The organism is Mucilaginibacter sp. P2_A5 (assembly GCF_056404995.1).
Genome location: NZ_JBFUCY010000006.1, coordinates 182,262 through 199,457 on the forward strand (window position 1 = coordinate 182,262; position 17,196 = coordinate 199,457).

Genomic DNA, 17,196 nt, shown 5'->3' on the forward strand with positions numbered 1-17,196 from the left:
AGATACTTATTTAAGCATAGGCTATTTAATTAATGGTTTAATGGTTAATAAATTAAAACTTGATTATTGTCGGTTTTATAATGAAAGTAGGTGGTGGCTTTCAGGGATTTTAAGGCTATACCTATTGTTTCGTTTTTAAACTTTCCGGTAAACCTTAGTTTTTTAAGGTTGTCGTTTTTAAAAACAATGGTAACATTATAGCGGCGTTCCAGTTGTTTGGCCAGGCTTTCAAAGTCTTCGGCATCAAAAGCAAGCTTGTTTTCAACCCACAGCGCCTCCGAAGGCAAAGTGTCTTTTTTAGCCTGATGAATTTGGCCTAAAACCATTAATGGAGTTTCTTCAGTTATATTTTCGGCAGGCGCTAAAGCTTTGCCGGCCACAACAGGCTGCTCATTATTAATGGTAAGCTTATCAGCTGTTTTTAAAATAATCTTTTTCTCGGGAGTCTTTAAAATAGTTAACTCTATACGGCCATGTATTAAGGATGCTTCGGATGTTTTATCGGTGTTATACGCCCTCACATTAAACCGGGTACCCAGTACTTTAATGCTGATTGTTGATGTGGTAACTATAAACGGATGCTGAGGGTCTTTAACCACATCAAACAGCGCCTCGCCCTGTAGCGAAACTTTTCTTTGTTCAAGCCCGTAGCTGGCATCATAAACCAGTTTACTGCCGGCGTTTAGCCATACCCTGGTGCCATCGGATAGCTGAATTTTACTAATCCCGTTTTGTGGAGCGGTTATTTGGTTTGACTTAACAGGACCTGTTACATCTTTTTTATTTATCACAAAAAACACCAACGCAAAACAAGCGGCAACTACCATCGAAAAAAACTTAAGAAACTTAATAATGCCCGATTTGGATTTACCGTGCTCCAGGTTTTCTGACTGGGCCAACTCCTCGGCTTCTGCTTTATCGGCTACATCAAGTTTATCTTCAAAAGCAGCCCATTTGGCTTCCAGCTTGTCGTCGGCTTTTGATTTATTTTCTTCTCGCCATAAATTTTCCAGTAAATCAACCGGATATAAATCGGTACCGCCTTGCCGCAAAAGTTCTTCAAGTTCGGCCAGCTCTTCGGCGGTAGCCTCCCCACTTAACTTTTTACCAATAAGTATCCAGATATTGTTGATCATTATTTACGTCTCTCTAACTGTAAAGACTGTAATTAATGGAAACACCCTGGCGGGAAATGAAAATTATTTTAAAAAAAGATTATCGTGAGACTTTTGTTGCCCGCATCTATCATTAGGTATAATGATTCTTAGTAGTTTTGACATAGCAGCATATAAAAATGAGATCAAAGAACAATCCCTTCCCACTTTTTGAAAATATTAAAACCATAATAGCCGAAACGCAGCATTATATTGTCAGGAATGTTAACGCTGCTATGATCCTTGCTTATTTTCAAATAGGTAAAATGATTGTAGAAGATGAGCAACATGGAAGCCAACGAGCCGGTTATGCTAAAGAAACTATTGCCCGCCTGAGTAAGGAATTGAACAGAGAATTTGGAAGAGGCTATTCCATTTCAAACATGGAGTATATCAGAAGCTTTTATATTATTTACCGCCATCGAATTCCCCAATCGGTGATTGGGGAATTCGATCAGCTATTAATTTCCCAGACAGTGATTGGGGAATTAACCATACCCTTTCATTTAAGCTGGACTCATTACATCCAGCTCCTTAAAATTAAAAATGAAGATGAACGCAATTTTTATGAAATAGAAGCTGCGGCAAATAACTGGTCGGTAAGAGAATTGCAGCGGCAATACAATTCGGCGTTATTTGAAAGATTAGCTTTAAGTAAGGACAAAAATGGCATAAAACAACTTGCGGCTAAAGGCCAAATAATAGAAAAGCCTACCGATGCGCTTAAAAGCCATTACGTGTTAGAGTTTCTTGGGTTGAAAGAAGAAAGTAAATACTCTGAAAATGATTTTGAAACCGCCATTATAGATAAGTTAGAGCATTTTATGTTGGAGCTTGGTAAAAAGGTTTCCTGTTTGAAGGGCGGCAACGCCGGTTCACATTTGAAGGTGATAGCTTTTTTGTCGATCTTGTTTTTTATAACAGGCTTTTAAAATGCTTTGTACTTTTCGACTTAAAGATTGGAAAGTTAACCCACCAGGATATCGGGCAAATGCAGATGTATGTAAATTATTACGACAGAAAAATAAAAACCAAGGATGAAAACCCAACAATAGGTATTATTCTTTGCAAAGAGGAAAACAGAACAGTTATAGAATTCACTCTCCCGCAAGATAACAATCAAATATTTGCCAAAGAGTATAAAGCGGTATTACCAAGCAAAGAAGCCCTCAAAAAGCAGTTGGAATAAAAAGATTGATAAGTATTATTCAATACTAAGCCTTGCTATGTTGTTCTGTCAGCTCAATAAACAGACTTAATTCTTTAAGAAAGTTATCCAGTTCATTGGCCGAAAGCTGGAGGTATACATAAGATTTCTTTAAATCATCTGCCGAAAAATCGGCATTGACATCATTTAAACTTTCAATCAGTCCCATTATGTTTGCAACCGGCTTTCGCACTTTATGCGATGTTATAAACAGCATTTCTTTCAGGTCTTCTAAATGTTGCTTTTCTTTAAGCCTGCCTGCCCGGTTTAATTTTCCGTAAAGTATAGAGATATAAGAAACAACTGAAATAGCCAATACCGATATCCCCCGGTTAACCCAGTCGGATAACTCAAATTTCCCATTATGGTTAAAAAATAGGGCATCAATAAAAATCAAGACACAGGCAATTGTACTGAAGCTTATAATTGTTTTGTTGGTTTGCCTGTATACAAGGAGGATACAGCAGATATATAAAATATCAACTACAAATGCCTGGGGAGTAATAATATCAATAATAAAAACAATCGCGAGGCTGGCGGAAGCTACATTCCTTGTTGTTTTTATAGAGGCATTTAACATATAGGATACTCTAACTTGGGGTGACTTTATAAAGCTACACTTATATATTAGTTAATGCTAAAGCTATAATAAATAAAAAATACAAGCTCGAATATTGCTACTACAATAAAAATATTACTGGAAATAACAAACACCCAGCAGTGTGTTAGCCTGCTAAACATTCGCATTGTTTTATAAGTGAAGTTGCGTATGATGGTCTTTTTGTATACGTTAGCAATCAAATAATTAAAAAGTCCGTATTACTATTTATAATGAGCTACATAGACCGTATAAAACCAATGACTAACGATATTAAGAACCTGATTGACAGTAGCAGGCTTGATGTAGCTTTGGCCGTAAACAGCGAAATTACATTGCTTTATTGGAAAGTTGGCCGGCGGATTAGTGAATAGGTTCTGCAAAATTCAAGAGCTGAGTATGGCAAACAAATTGTTGTTATGCTATCTCAGCAATTGACTGAAGTTTTTGGTAAAGGCTGGGGCGAAAAACATTTAAAGCTTTGTATCCAGTTTGCCGAGTCCTTTCCCGATATAGAGATTGTCTACGCGCTGCGTAGACAATTGAGCTGGACACATCTAAGAATGCAGCTATTAAAATCCCAAACACTGCCTGGGAAATCTCCCATCTGTTTTAACAGGGCGGTCGCATTTTTTTAAGCCGCAAGGTATTCAAGTTAAATTCACCAAAAAATCACCAGTTCCCCGGCCAATGAAGCAATCATATAACACCCCTAAACTGATAGATCTTAGCCACGTTATTTTTAACGGACTGATTACCTATAAAGGCTTGCCGGCTCCCATTATTTGTGATTATTTAAGCCGTGAAAAATCAAAAGGACTTTATGAAGCCGGTACCGAATTCCAGATAGGGAAAATTGAAATGGTAACCAATACGGGCACTTACATTGATTGCCCCTTCCACAGGTTTGAACATGGCGCCGACATGGCCGAAGTTTCCCTGGAACAATTTGCCAACCTTGATGCCATTACCATAAATGCCTGCAATGTAACAGCAATTGACGCCGATTTTTTTCGTGATAAGGACGTTCGGGGTAAGGCCGTAATTGTATTTACCGGCTGGAGCAAACACTGGAATACCGAGGCCTATTTTGAAAACCACCCCTACCTTACAGCCGAAGCTGCTCAATATTTAAAAGACCAGGAAGTAAAACTGGTTGGTATTGATAGCCATAACATCGACAATACTACGGGCAAAAGCCGGCCGGTACATACCACATTATTGGGTGCCGGCATTTTGATAGTAGAACATTTATGCAATCTCGACAAACTCCCCCTGGGCAACTATAAATTTAACGCCGTGCCACCTAAGTTTAAAGGTGTGGGCACTTTCCCGGTAAGGGCTTACGCGATGGTGGCGGGTTAATCAGGAAGCATCACGGTTTTAACAAAGCAATTTTCAATAGCTTATTTATGTTTATATACCAGATATTTGATTAAAAAATCACCAAATGACCAGGAAGATAATATCGGTTATTGCTGGCTATGCTGTGTTTGCAGTCAGCTCGGTTTTGCTGTTTAAGTTAATGGCCCAGCCCCCTCATCAGGATGCACCAATCACTTTTAAAATATTGACCATAGTTTATGGTACATTTTTCTCGGTTTTAGCCGGATTTATATTGCAATTGATAGCCAGGCAAACAAAACTTACACTGAATTTCATTTTAGCTTTGGTTATCTTTTTGCTGGCGGCCATATCAATGCTGACATCTGCCGGCAGTCATTGGACGCAGCTATTTGCTATGTTTATTTTTGCGCCGGTATCTGTTTTAGGCGGGTATTTAAAGCTGCGGTCGGTGAAGTAGGGGCTGAAAAACTAAAGAAATTAAAAGCCAAAACAATCACATTGCCTTGTATAAATGTATTTTTTTAGTTAATATTGCCTTGTATAAATGTAAATTAAATCGCAAATTGCCTTGTATAAATGTACTTATCCAGAAATATAGATAAAGAACTAACCTCATGGGGTAAAGAAAAAGAAGGTAAACCTTTGTTGTTGCGAGGAGCACGGCAGGTGGGCAAATCCACTGCTGTCAGGGATCTATCCAAACAATTTGATTATTTTTTAGAAATTAACTTTGAAGAGCAACGACGAGTTCATCAACTTTTTGAAGGCGACTTAAATCCTGAAGAGCTTTGTGAAAACCTGTCAATATTATATAACGTTCCTATTATCCCTGGCAAAACACTATTGTTTTTTGATGAAATACAGGCTTGCATACCCGCCATATCTTCTTTGCGTTTTTTTTATGAAAAATATCCCCGGCTACATGTAATAGCAGCAGGGTCGTTATTAGAATTTGCCCTGGCCGAGATACCATCTTTTGGAGTAGGCAGGATCAGGTCGCTTTTTGTATATCCGCTGTCGTTTAATGAATACCTTGAAGGCATTGGCGAGCGTCAACTTTTAACTGCAAAAAAAAACGCATCCATTAAAAAACCATTGGCTCCTCCCATCCATCAAAAATTACTGGCTCATGTTAAGCGCTTTTTGGTGTTGGGTGGCATGCCCGAGGTTGTTGCAGCTTACGTAAAGAATGGTAACCTCAACACCTGCGGACAAGTACTGGATGACCTGATAATCTCCTTGAAGGCTGATTTTGCGAAGTATAAGAAGAGGGTTCCTTTTTTACGTATTTCAGAAGTTTTCGACTCTGCAATACAACAGTCTGGAGGCAAATTCATATATAACAAAGCCGCAACCGAGGCCAATCACAAACAAATTAAAGAAGCAACAGACCTGCTCATCATGGCCGGATTAGTTACCCCGGTAACCCATACATCAGCAAACGGGCTGCCTTTGTGGGCCGGAGCAGACCCTAAAAAACGTAAGATGCTATTGTTAGATACAGGCATTTTTCAACGTTTACTGGGTTTGCCTATTTCAGAAATATTGTTTGAAGACGATTTTGACACCATCAACAAAGGGGCTATTGCCGAGCAATATGTGGGATTAGAGCTACTAAAATCATCTTCATGCTACCGGCAGGAGAATTTGTATTTCTGGCACAGGGAAACAAAAAGCAGCAACGCCGAGATCGATTATGTTATTCAACAAAATGAAAACATTATACCCATTGAAGTAAAATCGGGCAAAAAAGGGTCAATGCAAAGTTTGTTTCTTTTTTTGAGCGAAAAAAACGTACCATTTGGCGTCCGTTTTTCGCTGGAAAACTATGCTGCTTATGAAAATATTCAAGTATATCCAATCTATGCCGTATCGGAATTAAATCCATCGGCATAAACAGATGCTATCCCTCATCATTTTTCAGAAAGCACCTTCCCGTGAGCAGCCACCTGGTCTTTTTGCGAATTAACTATCCCAACAGAAATCTGCCGCAGCGCGTTCCCCATGTGGTATTCTACCGTTTTTATTGAGAGATTTAATAGCTCGGCAACTTCACGGTATTTCAGGCCATCTTCTTTTACCAGTTTAAAAACCAGCTTGCATTGGTCTGATAATTTACTAAGCGAGTTATTGATAAGCGCTGTAGTATCACTACAGATCAGTTTGTCTTCGCCTGTAGCAGCCGAATCGGCAATCTCTACCTCAACATCATCAATATTCACCTGGTTCAGCTTCGCTTTTGAAACATGTGTTAATGATTTATTTTTAACCGACATGTAGCAATAGTTACTAAAGTTACCAATATCGGTTAGCCTCGCGCGCTGCATCCACAGGTTTAAAAACACATCGTCTATGATCTCCTCGGCGGCTTCATCCGTTTTTACAAATGATTTGGCAAACCAAAATAACTTGCTGTAATAAAACAGGTACACCCTTTTAAAGGATGCCCTGTTGTTATTTAAAGCAATATCATTTAGCAGATATTTTATTTCGGTATCCAACATCTCAATTCGGGATAATAATCATCAAACGATAACACTGATTAGCTTAAACAACCTTATTTATTGGTGAATTTGTAGATTGTTGTAGTATGATAAGTTTGTCCCGGCTTTAACACGGTTGATGCAAATGCAGGCTGGTTTGGCGCATCAGGAAAATGCTGCGTCTCCATACAAAATGCCGAACGGTGCGGGTACGCTTTACCGCCTTTACCATCGTTGGTTGCGCCGGTTAAAAAGTTACCGCTATAAAACTGCAGGCCCGGCTCGTCGGTGTATATGTCCATCACAATCCCGGTTTTAGGGCTGCTTACAGTAGCTATAGATTTGGTGATGTCGTGCTTATTAAGCGCGAAGTTATGGTCGTAACCTTTACCGTTTTTCAGTTGGTCGTCTTTATCGTTAATATTGGCACCAATAGCTTTTGCCGTGGTAAAATCAAAAGGGGTACCTTTTACCGCTTGCAATTTTCCTGTTGGGATAAGCGTGGTATCAACCGGGGTTATGTTATCGGCGTCAATTTTTACAACGTTATCTAATATAGTTGAATCGCCGGCGCCGTTCAGGTTAAAATAGGCGTGGTTGGTAAGGTTTACTATGGTAGTTTTATCTGTTGTCGCGGTGTACTCTATTTTTAGCGCGTTATCAGCGGTTAAGGTATACGTTACTTTACTTGTAAGCGTACCGGGGTAACCGCCTTCGCCGTCTGTAGATACGTAAGTAAGGTTAAGGGTACTATCATTTGGTTGCGCGGCATCAAACACCTGTGCGTAAAAACCTTTAAAGCCGCCATGCAATGTATTAACGCCATCGTTTATATCCAGCTGGTAAGCTTTGCCATCCAGGCTAAATTTCCCTTTGCCTATGCGGTTACCGTAGCGGCCTATAATGGCGCCAAAAAATGGTTCTTTTGGTTTTTGATACGTTTTTACGCTATCATAACCCAAAACCACATCGGTTAAAGCTCCTTTATTATCGGGTACCAATAAGCTTACAACGCGGCCGCCATAATTGGTGATGGCTACGCTGGTGCCCTTGCTGTTTTTTAATGTGTAAAGTTTAACAGCCTTACCGTTTATGGTAGCCTCAAAGTTTTTGGCATCAGGTGCTGCGGCGGCTACTGTCGATGTAGAATCTCCTGCTGCTGTCTTTTTTTCTGCCGGACCACTGCAGCTTACCAATAGCGATAATGCGAAGCTGTAAAATAAGTACTGGTTTTTGTATACTTTTTGCATAATTCCTGAAAGTTTTTGTCGCTTTTTTAAACTTTTTTGAAGTTTTTGAGCGGTTTAACTGGTTATAATTTGGTGTTTGGTTTTATGATCGGGGCAATTGGCCACCCTAATTAAAATCTAAGGTAGAATAAAATTTATTTAATTGTGAAAAAAACAATTAAAATATTTTTACTTTTATTGGTGTAAGCCAAACACCAATAAAGTCCGCTAAATCAATTTTAATGCTGTTTTGCCAGTAAAATGGCATTGCATTTAGTTTTTTTAGCGGTCAAAAAAATTACATTTGCGCTTTTTTTACCCCATCACATGCAAAAATATTCGAAACAAACGCGACTTTTACTGGCAGTTGACTGCATTATCTTTGGATTTGATGGCGATACTTTAAAAATTCTACTGATTAAAAGGGGCTTCCAGCCCGAGAAAGGGAACTGGAGTTTGATGGGTGGTTTTGTGCAGGTAGACGAAAGTTTAGACCAGGCCGCCAACCGCATTTTAAAACAGCTTACCGGGCTCGAAGGCGTCTACTTAGAGCAATTACATACATTTGGCAGCACAAAACGCGATCCTATAGAACGCACCGTATCAATAACCTATTTTGCATTAATAGATATTAACAAATACGAAATTCAGCTTAGTAAAGACTACGATGCCGATTGGTTCCCGCTAAAACGAGTACCCAAACTTATTTTCGATCAGCAGGAAATGGTGGAGGCAGCCAAAAAGCGCATCAGGTACAAGGCTGCAATGCATCCTATTTTGTTTGAACTTTTGCCGGCCAGGTTTACCATTCCGCAATTGCAAACACTTTACGAAAGCGTTTTTAACACGCAGATTGATAAACGGAATTTTAGCAAACGGGTTTTGGCCACGGGTTTACTCATCAAGCTAAACGATAAAGATAAAGCCGGTTCAAAACGCGGTGCGTACTACTACCAGCTGAACATGCAAAACTATTACGCTAAATTTCAATCATTTATGAATTTTATTCCCAACCCGGATACACTTTAAACTAAGCTTTTAAGCCCCTTGTTTCAGTAACAATTTAAATGTTTTTTAATAAAAATTTTTTATTGTAAAAAAATAAGTGTTACTTCAACACGAATTATTTAACCAATATGAGAGAAGACCAATTTGTGATTGGAGTGGACTATGGTTCCGACTCCGTTCGCTCCGTGTTAATCAACGCACACAACGGCGAAGAAATAGCCTCATCTGTATTCAATTATCCGCGCTGGCAGCAAGGCTTATTTTGCAAACCGGCCGAAAACCAGTTCAGGCAACACCCCCTTGATTATATAGAAGGATTAGAAACTACTATAAAAGATTGCCTTGCAAAAGCAGGTGGCGCCGGAGTTGCCAAAGCGGTAAAAGGCTTATCTATAGATACTACAGGATCAACCCCTATTGCGGTTGACAAAACAGGTACGCCATTAGCTTTAACACCCGGTTTTGAGCAAAACCCCAATGCTATGTTCATTTTATGGAAAGACCATACTTCGGTATTGGAAGCTGCCCAGATCAATGAACATGCTACAAAATTTGACACCAATTATTTAAAATATGTGGGCGGCATCTACTCATCCGAGTGGTTTTGGGCCAAATTGCTGCATATTGTAAGGGTTGACGCCCAGGTAAACGAAGCCCTGCACTCCTGGGTGGAGCATTGCGACTGGATCCCCTTCCTGTTAACAGGCGGTACCGATGTTAAAGAAATTAAACGCGGTCGCTGCTCTGCCGGTCATAAAGCTTTATGGGCCGAGGAATTTGGCGGCTTACCGCCCGATGAATTTTTCTCGTCGCTTGATCCATTATTGACAGGCATCACTGATAAGCTATTTAAAGATACCTATACTGCCGATGAAGCCGCAGGAACGCTGAGCGCAGAATGGGCCGAAAAATTAGGCTTGTCAACCGATGTTATTGTAGGTACCGGTGCTTTTGATGCGCACATGGGCGCTGTAGGTGGCCAGATTGAGCCTTACCACTTAAGCAAAGTAATGGGTACATCAACCTGCGATATTTTGGTTGCACCATCTGTTGAGGTTGAAGGCAAACTGGTGGCCGGCATTTGCGGGCAGGTAAATGGCTCGGTTATACCAGGAATGACGGGTTTAGAAGCCGGTCAATCGGCCTTTGGCGATACTTATGCCTGGTTTAAAAATGTGCTGTTGTGGCCTTTGAATAACCTGTTATCGCAATCAACCATTATAGACGCAGCCACCGCCGAGGCTTTAAAAGCCGAAATGGCCGAGCTGATCATCCCTGAATTAAGTCGCCAGGCCGATTTGTTGCCTTTGGATTTTGATAACGAACTATCTATCGATTGGTTTAACGGCCGCCGCACACCGGATGCCAACCAGGAGTTAAAAGGCGCAATAACCGGTTTAGGCTTAGGCAGCGATGCACCGCGCGTATTCCGCTCATTGGCCGAAGCCACCTGTTTTGGCGCTAAAAGCATTGTAGAGCGTTTCATCAGCGAAGGTATCCCTGTTAAAGGAATCATTGGTATTGGTGGGGTGGCCAAAAAATCGCCGTTTGTAATGCAGATGATGGCCGATGTATTGGGGATGCCTATCCGTATTCACCAGTTTAAACATACCTGTGCTTTAGGCGCGGCCATGTTTGCGGCTGTAGTTGCGGGCATTTATCCAACGGTTGAAGATGCCATGCAGGGTATGGGCCGCGGGTTTGATGTAGAGTATTATCCAAATAAAGAAAAAGAGGCCTTATACCTGGCCCGTTACAATAAATACAAAACCTTAGGCAGTTTTATCGCGCAGCAAATAGCGGCACAATCTACCCTGGGCGTTCATGATAATTCTGTTTTGGCATGAGTAAGTATCAACACATAAAACAAGCGGCTTATGAAGCCAATATGCAGCTGCCCAAATTGGGCCTGGTGCTGTTCACCTTTGGCAACGTAAGCGCTGTGGATAGGGAATTGGGCGTTTTTGCTATAAAACCAAGTGGTGTGCCTTATGAAGATCTGTCGCCCGAGAAAATGGTGATCGTTGATTTTGATGGGGTTACTGTAGAGGGCGATCTGCGCCCGTCGTCAGATACCAAAACACATGCTGTGCTGTACAAACACTGGCCAAACATTGGCGGTATTGTGCATACACACTCCACTTATGGCACTGCCTGGGCGCAATCGCAGCGTGACATTCCTATCTTCGGCACTACACATGCCGATCACCTGACAGCCGATATCCCTTGTGCGCCGCCTATGAGCGATGAAATGATTGAGGGTGACTATGAATACCAAACCGGTTTCCAGATCATGGATCATTTTACAGCCGCCGGCCTGGATTATAACGAAGTAGAAATGGTGTTAGTGGGCAATCATGCGCCATTTACCTGGGGCAAAACCGCGCACAAAGCGGTTTACAACAGCGCCGTTTTAGAGGCGGTTGCCCAAATGGCCTACTTAACCGAGCAAATTAATAACCAGGCGCCACGTTTAAAGGACTCGCTTATCAAAAAACATTTTGAGCGTAAACACGGACCAAACTCATACTACGGCCAATAAATTATGAAATCATTACGCTATATCATTATACTGGCAGCCGGTCTGCTGGGAGCACAGGCATCATCGGCACAAACCGTTGCTGCTACCCCGCCTATGGGCTGGAACAGCTATAACTGCTTCGGCTCGGCCGTGCATGAAGATGAAGTAAAGGCCAATACCGATTATATGGCCCAAAACCTGAAGCAACATGGCTGGGAATACATTGTGGTCGATTTTTTATGGTCGTACGATAACCCTCCGGGCAGCAACATCGGTAATCCTTTTCAATTGCGCTTGCAGGATGGCTCCTATGTGCCCTGGCTTACCATGGATAAATGGGGCCGCTTAACCCCTCAGCCTACCAAATTCCCTTCGGCCTTTGGCGGCAATGGCTTTAAACCTTTAAGCGATTATGTACATGCCAAAGGATTGAAATTCGGCATCCACGTAATGCGCGGTATCCCGAGACAAGCATACTGGTCTAAATCACCTGTTAAGGGAACCAACGGTATAACTGCCGATATGGTGGCCGATACCAACAGCAAATGCCCCTGGATGAACCACATGTACGGCCTGGATATGAAAAAGCCCGGTGCACAGGAATATCTGAACTCGATTTTAGAATTATATGCTTCATGGGGGGTAGATTTTATTAAGGTAGATGACCTGGCGCGCCCATATAGCAATGCCGAGGTGGAAGGTTATCAAAAAGCCATCCAAAATTGTGGCAGGCCTATTGTATTAAGCCTTTCGCCTGGCGAAACTCCTGTAGCGCAAGCAGCCCATGCGGTTAAATATGCCAATATGTGGCGCATGGCCGATGATTTTTGGGACAATTGGAAAGAGATACTGCATATGTTTGATTATGCCAAAAGCTGGGAAGGCGTAAGCGGTCCCGGTCATTGGCCCGATTGTGACATGATACAGATTGGTAAGCTAAGCAAACGCGGCCCCGTTGGGCAGGAACGTTTTAGCCGCTTTACCGAAGATGAAGAAATTACTCATATGACTTTTTGGAGCATTTTCCGCTCGCCTTTGATGATAGGTGGTAACATGCCCGAGAACCGGGAATTTGAACTGAAGCTTTTTACCAACGACGAAGTTTTGGCAGCCAACCAAAAAGGGGCCAATCCAAAACAGTTGTATAAACAAGATGGCGCTATGGTGTGGTATTCCACCATCCCTGGCAGTAAAGACATTTATGTAGCCCTTTTCAACATCGGCGATGTAAATAAAGGTGTTGCCGTCAACTTTGCGGCTCTGGGCCTTAAAGGCAAAGTAAAGGTGCGCGACCTGTGGAAAAAACAAGACGTTGGCCAGTTTAATAAAACTTACCAGCAAAACATTAACCTGCACGGCGCAGCGTTATTAAAACTGTCGCCTGCAAAATAATAATTATTGAATTATTGATTGACTGAATTATTGAATATAAAAACCATCAACAAGAATGTATCGCGATTTTAATTTTTAATTCAACAGTTACTTCAATCACTAATTTGATAATCCACTAACTCAATAATTCATTAATTCAATAAATCACTAATTATAAAAATGATCGATCTTAAAAAATTTGAAGTTTGGTTTATTACAGGAAGCCAAAACTTATACGGGGAAGAAACGCTAAAAAAGGTTGCCGAACATTCGCAGGAAATAGCTGCCGGCATTGATGCTACCGGTAATATCCCCGTTCGTGTGGTTTACAAACCTGTAGTAAAATCGACTGAAGAAATTTATGAAACCCTGCAGGCTGCCAACGTAGCCGAAAACTGTATCGGTATCATTACCTGGATGCACACATTTAGCCCGGCTAAAATGTGGATCCGCGGATTAAGCATCCTTAAAAAACCGATGCTACACCTGCACACCCAATATAACCGTGATATTCCATGGAGTTCGATAGATATGGATTTCATGAACCTGAACCAAAGCGCCCATGGCGACCGCGAGTTTGGTTTTATGGTATCGCGTATGCGCATGAACCGTAAGGTAGTTGTTGGCCACTGGCAGGATCCTGAGGCTTTGGCCCAGATTGAAACCTGGACCCGTGCCGCTGCCGGCTGGTACGACTGGCAAGGCGCCAAATTTGTACGCTTTGGCGATAACATGCGCTTTGTAGCTGTTACCGACGGCGATAAAGTAGAAGCTGAGCTAAAATTCGGTTTCTCGGTAAACACTTACGGTATTGGCGACCTGGTTGCGGTAATTAACGCGATAAGCGAAGAATCCGTTAGCGAACTGATAGAAGAATATGAGGCTACCTACACCATGGCCGATGACCTTAAGAAAGGCGGTGCTAAACATCAGTCGGTATATGATGCCGCTAAGATTGAGTTGGGCTTACGCAAATTTTTGGTTGACGGTGGTTTTAAAGGCTTCTCGGATACGTTTGAAGACCTACATGGCATGATCCAGCTGCCAGGTATTGCCGCCCAGCGCCTGATGGCCGATGGCTTTGGCTTTGCCGGTGAAGGCGATTGGAAAACTGCGGCCCTGGTACGTGCATTTAAAGTGATGGGTGCTGGCCTACCGGGCGGTAACGCTTTCATGGAAGATTACACCTACCATTTTGACCCTAACAATGCTTTGGTATTAGGATCGCACATGCTGGAGGTTGACGCGTCATTGGCTAATGGCCAGGCAGCGTTAGAAGTTCACCCGCTGGGTATTGGCGGTAAAGCCGATCCTGCGCGTTTGGTATTTAACGTGGCCGGCGGTGCAGCGCTTAATGCATCAATTGTGGATATGGGCAACCGTTTCCGCCTGCTGGTGAACGAGGTTGAAGCCGTTGAACCGGTTGAAGACCTGCCAAACCTGCCTGTTGCCCGTGTACTTTGGAAACCACTGCCCGACATGAAAACCGGCTGTGCAGCCTGGATTTACGGCGGCGGCGCACACCATACCGCTTACAGCCAAAATTTAACAGCCGAGCATATGCAGGATTTTGCAGATATGGCGGGCATTGAGTTTTTAAGGATTGGCAAGGACACAACCATACCACAATTCAGGAATGAGATTTTGTGGAACGAGGTGGCTTATAAATAAGAAGAAGCCTCACCTAAATCCTCTCCAAAGGAGAGGACTTTTGATTTGCAGCTTTAGTTTTTAGTTCCCCTCTTGAGAGGGGGCGCGGTGGAAAAGTGCGGGAGCAGGGGTGTGTTTTACGAGCGATAAAACGAATGATGTCATTGCGAGTACATATCGGGATGATCCTGAAAAAAAAGGGATGACATGTCGGCTTTAGAGCCTCACAACAACCATGTCATTGCGAGCGTAGCGCGGCAATCGCGAACTGTGCAGAGCCGCTGTGCATGCGACGAGGTTGCCGCGCTACGCTCGCAATGACATAATTATAATGAAGCTTCCGCGTTAGGGATAGCAGCGGATACCGGCCCGTGACTAAGGCCTGTGCAGTATGAGCGGATAGCCCGGGCCAAAGGCAACGCCCCGGGAAAAGAGTCAAGAGATTAGAATCAAGAGTTAAGATTTTTGAGGATTGGTGGATAACGACGGAAGAAATAAATAAAGCGAGACTTACGAAGTTTTAAAAACTTCGTAAGTCTTTATGTAACAAAAAACTATGTCATTGCGAGGAACGAAGCAATCGCGAACTGTGCAGAGCCGCTGTGCATACTACGAGGTTGCCACGCTACGCTCGCAATGACATGATGTATTTGTTATGAGTACCAAGCAATGACAAAGAGTTTAAAAACAATAATACCAAACGCACAACCCACGATGGGATTCCGGTTGTGTGTTTTATATAAAAAAAGCAAAAGAGAGAACGAATACAATTAAACTAATTTAAACCCAATTTATGAACAAATTTTCAACCATTGATTACGTCATATTCGTGATCTATTTTATTGTGGTATCCAGTTATGGTTACTGGGTGTACAGCCGCAAAAAAAAGGCCAGTATATCGGCGAGTCATGATTTCTTTTTGGCCGAGGGTTCGCTTACCTGGTGGGCCATCGGGGCTTCGCTTATTGCATCTAACATATCCGCCGAGCAGTTTATTGGCACCAGCGGACAGGGTTTCGCGGTGGGTTTAGCTGTGGCGGCTTACGAGTGGGTGGCGGCTATCGCGCTCATTATAGTAGCCGTATGGTTTATCCCGGTATACCTGAAGAACAAGATTTTCACGATGCCGCAGTTTTTGCATACGCGGTATAACGAGACGGTAAGTTTTATTATGGCCATCTTCTGGCTGTTTTTATATGTGTTTGTTAACCTTACCAGTATACTATACCTGGGCGCACTGGCTATTAATAACCTGATTGGCGGCGACATCAGTTCGATGCACAATATTATTATAGCGCTGGCTGTGTTTGCCTTATTTATTACCCTTGGCGGCATGAAGGTTATTGGCTTTACCGATGTAATACAGGTATTGGTGCTTGTAATAGGCGGCCTGGCTACCACTTATATTGCTTTAACGCTGGTAAGCGAGCATTTTGGTTTAGGCAAAGATGCTATAGCCGGTTTAAAAATGATGTTTAAGGACTCGCCTGAGCACTTTAAAATGATGATGGCTAAACCAAAACCAGACGCACCACAAGCCGAAATTACCAAATACCTGGCGCTGCCGGGCATAGCTATGTACTTTGCTGGTCAATGGATTGTGAACCTGAACTATTGGGGCTGTAACCAATACATTACCCAACGTGCTTTAGGGGCCGATTTAAAAACCGCCCGTACAGGTATCCTGTTTGCCGGTTTGATGAAACTGGCTATGCCTATCATCGTGGTAATACCGGGTATTGCAGCTTATGTATTATACAAAAATGGTGGCTTACAGCATGAAATGGCATCGGGCGGTCACTTTAATTCAGATAATGCTTACTCGGCTATATTGGGTTTTTTGCCTACCGGGCTTAAAGGGCTTTCGGTAGCGGCACTTACCGCGGCTATTGTAGCTTCATTGGCTGGTAAAGCCAACAGTATCAGCACCATTTTTACGCTTGATATTTACAAAAAGCATATGGTTAAGGATGCCGACGAGAAAAAGATGGTTTGGGTGGGCAAGCTCACTATTTTAGCCGCCCTGGTGTTCTCCATCATCCTTACCTGGAAAGATCTTTTGGGTATTGGCGGCGAAGGTGGTTTTACCTTTATCCAAAAATACACCGGCTTTATCAGCCCGGGGATCTTCGCTATATTCATTTTAGGTTTCTTCTGGAAACGCACTACCGGCGCGGCAGCTATTGCGGGGATACTTACAGGCTTTGCTATGTCGGTACTGTTTAATAACTATGCACCGGCTTTATTTGGCCACGAAACCATCCTGTACACAGCCTTCCCTAATGGTAAAGGTGGCTGGGAAATTCCATTCCTGATCTGTATGGGCTTATCGTTTATGTTTACCATTATTGTGATGGTGATCATCAGCCTGGCTGGTCCTAAAATAAACCCGAAAGCTTTTGATATTCCGAAAGCCATGTTTAAGGTTGATAAACAAACCCTGGCATTAATTATAGTAACGCTTTTATTGCTTACCATGCTTTATGCCAAGTTCTGGTAGTACAAAAATTTGTTATAGGTGTACGTTGATTGAATCCCCACGGCTTAATTGCCGGGGGATTTTTTATTGCCACGTTCACATCCGCACGGAGGCTGTAACGAATCCGAACACTTCTTTGAAGCAAGAAA

At 42.5% G+C, this 17,196-nt stretch carries 17 protein-coding genes; 13 read left to right on the plus strand and 4 right to left on the minus strand.

All coding sequences use genetic code 11. From position 1 onward, the window contains the following. Positions 1 to 44 precede the first annotated feature (44 nt). Positions 45 to 1,136, minus strand: a complete 1,092-nt coding sequence (locus tag AC1DXF_RS07390; protein WP_477447655.1) for a FecR family protein — start codon at positions 1,134 to 1,136, stop codon at positions 45 to 47. Positions 1,137 to 1,390: 254 nt separating this feature from the next. On the opposite strand from AC1DXF_RS07390, the gene AC1DXF_RS07395 reads away from it, so the two are divergent. Both AC1DXF_RS07395 and AC1DXF_RS07400 read left to right on the plus strand, forming a co-directional pair. Then, positions 1,391 to 2,086 (plus strand): PDDEXK nuclease domain-containing protein, encoded by a 696-nt coding sequence (locus AC1DXF_RS07395; RefSeq protein ID WP_477447657.1) that lies wholly within the window; start codon positions 1,391 to 1,393, stop codon positions 2,084 to 2,086. Beyond that, the gene (locus AC1DXF_RS07400) at positions 2,005 to 2,343 is read left to right on the plus strand and encodes a PDDEXK nuclease domain-containing protein (RefSeq protein WP_477447692.1); all 339 of its coding nucleotides are present in this window, start codon (positions 2,005 to 2,007) and stop codon (positions 2,341 to 2,343) included. Before AC1DXF_RS07395 ends, AC1DXF_RS07400 begins: the two co-directional genes overlap by 82 nt. Positions 2,344 to 2,368: 25 nt before the next feature. Here AC1DXF_RS07400 and AC1DXF_RS07405 read toward each other — a convergent pair whose 3' ends face one another. After that, positions 2,369 to 2,941: a hypothetical protein gene (locus AC1DXF_RS07405; RefSeq protein WP_477447659.1), complete on the minus strand. Its 573-nt coding sequence runs from the start codon at positions 2,939 to 2,941 to the stop codon at positions 2,369 to 2,371. Between the two features lie 251 nt (positions 2,942 to 3,192). Here AC1DXF_RS07405 and AC1DXF_RS07410 point away from each other — a divergent pair, with 251 nt between their 5' ends. The 5 genes from AC1DXF_RS07410 (at position 3,193) to AC1DXF_RS07430 (ending at position 6,202) form a co-directional block, all read left to right on the plus strand. Next, positions 3,193 to 3,333, plus strand: a complete 141-nt coding sequence (locus AC1DXF_RS07410) for a hypothetical protein (RefSeq protein WP_477447661.1) — start codon at positions 3,193 to 3,195, stop codon at positions 3,331 to 3,333. A 3-nt stretch (positions 3,334 to 3,336) separates the two neighbouring features. After that, complete coding sequence (locus AC1DXF_RS07415) at positions 3,337 to 3,597, plus strand: DUF1016 N-terminal domain-containing protein (RefSeq protein ID WP_477447693.1); 261 nt, start codon at positions 3,337 to 3,339, stop codon at positions 3,595 to 3,597. 52 nt (positions 3,598 to 3,649) lie between these two features. Further along, the gene (locus AC1DXF_RS07420; RefSeq protein ID WP_477447663.1) at positions 3,650 to 4,324 is read left to right on the plus strand and encodes a cyclase family protein; all 675 of its coding nucleotides are present in this window, start codon (positions 3,650 to 3,652) and stop codon (positions 4,322 to 4,324) included. Positions 4,325 to 4,409: 85 nt separating this feature from the next. After that, on the plus strand, positions 4,410 to 4,763 hold the full coding sequence (locus AC1DXF_RS07425; RefSeq protein WP_477447665.1) for a hypothetical protein: 354 nt from the start codon (positions 4,410 to 4,412) through the stop codon (positions 4,761 to 4,763). Between the two features lie 119 nt (positions 4,764 to 4,882). Continuing rightward, on the plus strand, positions 4,883 to 6,202 hold the full coding sequence (locus AC1DXF_RS07430) for an ATP-binding protein (protein WP_477447667.1): 1,320 nt from the start codon (positions 4,883 to 4,885) through the stop codon (positions 6,200 to 6,202). A gap of 17 nt (positions 6,203 to 6,219) precedes the next feature. Here AC1DXF_RS07430 and AC1DXF_RS07435 read toward each other — a convergent pair whose 3' ends face one another. After that, a complete protein-coding gene (locus tag AC1DXF_RS07435; protein WP_477447669.1) occupies positions 6,220 to 6,810 on the minus strand; it encodes an RNA polymerase sigma-70 factor in 591 nt (196 codons plus the stop codon). 53 nt (positions 6,811 to 6,863) lie between these two features. Continuing rightward, positions 6,864 to 8,039, minus strand: coding sequence for an aldose epimerase family protein (locus tag AC1DXF_RS07440; RefSeq protein ID WP_477447671.1), 1,176 nt, complete (start codon positions 8,037 to 8,039; stop codon positions 6,864 to 6,866). Positions 8,040 to 8,345: 306 nt separating this feature from the next. Here AC1DXF_RS07440 and AC1DXF_RS07445 point away from each other — a divergent pair, with 306 nt between their 5' ends. The 6 genes from AC1DXF_RS07445 to AC1DXF_RS07470 all read left to right on the plus strand — a co-directional run bounded on the left by AC1DXF_RS07445 (position 8,346) and on the right by AC1DXF_RS07470 (position 17,068). Then, positions 8,346 to 9,047 carry an NUDIX hydrolase gene (locus AC1DXF_RS07445; RefSeq protein ID WP_477447673.1) on the plus strand — a complete coding sequence of 234 codons (702 nt, stop codon included), beginning with the start codon at positions 8,346 to 8,348 and terminating at the stop codon, positions 9,045 to 9,047. Positions 9,048 to 9,154: 107 nt separating this feature from the next. After that, positions 9,155 to 10,873 carry a ribulokinase gene (locus AC1DXF_RS07450; protein WP_477447675.1) on the plus strand — a complete coding sequence of 573 codons (1,719 nt, stop codon included), beginning with the start codon at positions 9,155 to 9,157 and terminating at the stop codon, positions 10,871 to 10,873. Next, on the plus strand, positions 10,870 to 11,568 hold the full coding sequence (locus AC1DXF_RS07455) for an L-ribulose-5-phosphate 4-epimerase (RefSeq protein ID WP_090640978.1): 699 nt from the start codon (positions 10,870 to 10,872) through the stop codon (positions 11,566 to 11,568). The genes AC1DXF_RS07450 and AC1DXF_RS07455 overlap by 4 nt, the downstream gene beginning before the upstream one ends. A gap of 3 nt (positions 11,569 to 11,571) precedes the next feature. After that, complete coding sequence (locus AC1DXF_RS07460; RefSeq protein WP_477447677.1) at positions 11,572 to 12,939, plus strand: glycoside hydrolase family 27 protein; 1,368 nt, start codon at positions 11,572 to 11,574, stop codon at positions 12,937 to 12,939. A gap of 159 nt (positions 12,940 to 13,098) precedes the next feature. After that, positions 13,099 to 14,589, plus strand: coding sequence for an L-arabinose isomerase (araA, locus tag AC1DXF_RS07465; protein WP_090640973.1), 1,491 nt, complete (start codon positions 13,099 to 13,101; stop codon positions 14,587 to 14,589). 772 nt (positions 14,590 to 15,361) lie between these two features. Further along, a complete protein-coding gene (locus AC1DXF_RS07470; RefSeq protein WP_477447678.1) occupies positions 15,362 to 17,068 on the plus strand; it encodes a sodium:solute symporter family transporter in 1,707 nt (568 codons plus the stop codon). The last annotated feature ends 128 nt before the right edge of the window (positions 17,069 to 17,196 follow it).

Coding starts and splice junctions, on each gene's coding strand:
- AC1DXF_RS07445 (WP_477447673.1), top strand. CDS start 8,346: ATGCAAAAATATTCGAAACAAACGCGACTTTTACTGGCAGTTGACTGC.
- AC1DXF_RS07390 (WP_477447655.1), bottom strand. CDS start 1,136: ATGATCAACAATATCTGGATACTTATTGGTAAAAAGTTAAGTGGGGAG.
- AC1DXF_RS07440 (WP_477447671.1), bottom strand. CDS start 8,039: ATGCAAAAAGTATACAAAAACCAGTACTTATTTTACAGCTTCGCATTA.
- AC1DXF_RS07435 (WP_477447669.1), bottom strand. CDS start 6,810: ATGTTGGATACCGAAATAAAATATCTGCTAAATGATATTGCTTTAAAT.
- AC1DXF_RS07455 (WP_090640978.1), top strand. CDS start 10,870: ATGAGTAAGTATCAACACATAAAACAAGCGGCTTATGAAGCCAATATG.
- AC1DXF_RS07425 (WP_477447665.1), top strand. CDS start 4,410: ATGACCAGGAAGATAATATCGGTTATTGCTGGCTATGCTGTGTTTGCA.
- araA (WP_090640973.1), top strand. CDS start 13,099: ATGATCGATCTTAAAAAATTTGAAGTTTGGTTTATTACAGGAAGCCAA.
- AC1DXF_RS07395 (WP_477447657.1), top strand. CDS start 1,391: ATGATCCTTGCTTATTTTCAAATAGGTAAAATGATTGTAGAAGATGAG.
- AC1DXF_RS07460 (WP_477447677.1), top strand. CDS start 11,572: ATGAAATCATTACGCTATATCATTATACTGGCAGCCGGTCTGCTGGGA.
- AC1DXF_RS07470 (WP_477447678.1), top strand. CDS start 15,362: ATGAACAAATTTTCAACCATTGATTACGTCATATTCGTGATCTATTTT.
- AC1DXF_RS07420 (WP_477447663.1), top strand. CDS start 3,650: ATGAAGCAATCATATAACACCCCTAAACTGATAGATCTTAGCCACGTT.
- AC1DXF_RS07410 (WP_477447661.1), top strand. CDS start 3,193: ATGAGCTACATAGACCGTATAAAACCAATGACTAACGATATTAAGAAC.
- AC1DXF_RS07405 (WP_477447659.1), bottom strand. CDS start 2,941: ATGTTAAATGCCTCTATAAAAACAACAAGGAATGTAGCTTCCGCCAGC.
- AC1DXF_RS07450 (WP_477447675.1), top strand. CDS start 9,155: ATGAGAGAAGACCAATTTGTGATTGGAGTGGACTATGGTTCCGACTCC.
- AC1DXF_RS07430 (WP_477447667.1), top strand. CDS start 4,883: ATGTACTTATCCAGAAATATAGATAAAGAACTAACCTCATGGGGTAAA.